The organism is Polaromonas sp. AER18D-145 (genome assembly GCF_002379095.1).
In the GTDB taxonomy this organism is placed as follows: Bacteria; Pseudomonadota; Gammaproteobacteria; order Burkholderiales; family Burkholderiaceae_C; genus Polaromonas.
Map to the genome: position 1 here is coordinate 1 of NZ_NBZV01000110.1, position 1400 is coordinate 1400.

Genomic DNA, 1400 nt, shown 5'->3' on the forward strand with positions numbered 1-1400 from the left:
GCCGCGGCGGTGGCCCTGATGGACCTGGTGATCACGGTGGACACCAGCGTGGCGCATCTGGCGGGGGCCATGGGCAAGGAAGTGTGGATCATGCTGCCCTTCAGTCCCGACTGGCGCTGGCTGCTCGAGCGAAGCGACAGCCCGTGGTATGCGTCAGCGCGGCTGTTCCGGCAACCGAGCGCCGGGGACTGGGCCAGTGTGCTGGCCCAGGTGCAGGCGGCATGGAAGCTGCGCCTGTCCGGTGTGCAGCGCCAACCCGAATCCGCGCCAGCTCCAAAGCCGCTCGCGAAAACCGCCCAGGCCCTGATCGACAGACTAACGCAAGCTGTGAACCTGCACAAGCAAGGCCAGCTCGATCAGGCCCAGCTGCTATACAAAGAGATCTTGCAGACGCAGCCCCAACACTTTGATGCGCTGCAGTTGCTGGCGATGACCGAGGCGCAAAAGAGCAATGCGGCCGCAGCGCTGGTTTTGTTTGAGCAGGCCCTGAAAATCAACCCACAGCATGCCGGTACGCTCAACAACTGCGGCAATGTATTGCGGGCCCTGAAGCGCCCCGAGGACGCGCTGGCCAGCTATGACCAGGCACTGAAGATCGAACCCGACTACGCAGATGCGCTGAGCAACCGGGGCAATGCTCTGTGGGACCTGCAACGGGCGGCAGAGGCGCTGGAGGCTTATGACCGCGCACTTGCGATCCAGCCGGGCAATCTAGAAGCGCTGATCGGTCGGGGCAGTGCGTTGGGAACGCTGAAACGCCATGTGCAAGCTCTGCAGAGTTTTGATCAGGCGCTGCGGATTCAGCCAGACTCTGCAGAAGTACTCAGCAACCGTGGCCTCGCCCTGCAAAACCTGAAACGGCACGCGGAGGCTCTGGAAAGCTGTGACCGTGCGCTCAGGATCAAAGCCGACTTCGCACAAGCGCTGAGCCACCGTGGCAACGCATTGCGCGCCCTGCAAAGACCGCTAGAGGCTGTGGAGAGTTACGACCGTGCCCTCAGAATCAATCCGGCTTATGCGGAAGCCGTGAGCAACCGGGGCCTTGCGTTGCAGGACCTCAATCGCCTTGTCGAGGCGCGGGACAGTTATGCCCGCGCACTGCAACTCGAGCCCGACCGTGCAGAAACGATATGGAATGAAAGTTTGTGCAGACTGGTGATGGGTGACTTTGCCGGAGGGTGGGCGAAATACGAATGGCGCTGGAGTAAGGAGTTCGGTATTTCGGGAGCGCGAAAATTCTCCCAACCCCTCTGGCTGGGGAAAGAGCCGCTACAAGGCAAGACCATACTTCTACACGCCGAGCAAGGTCTAGGCGACACCCTGCAGTTCTGCCGCTACGTCCGGCAAGTGGCGGCACTGGGCGCGCGGGTGGTGCTGGAAGTGCAGCCGGCGCTCAAGAC

At 62.1% G+C, this 1400-nt stretch carries 1 protein-coding gene and 1 pseudogene; both read left to right on the top strand.

The features are described 5' to 3' along the window. Positions 1-222: pseudogene (locus B7G52_RS24300) on the top strand (glycosyltransferase); the annotation flags it as partial. A gap of 105 nt (positions 223-327) precedes the next feature. Beyond that, positions 328-1400: tetratricopeptide repeat protein (locus B7G52_RS23065; protein WP_240523597.1), on the top strand; the 1073-nt coding region annotated here is incomplete at its 3' end.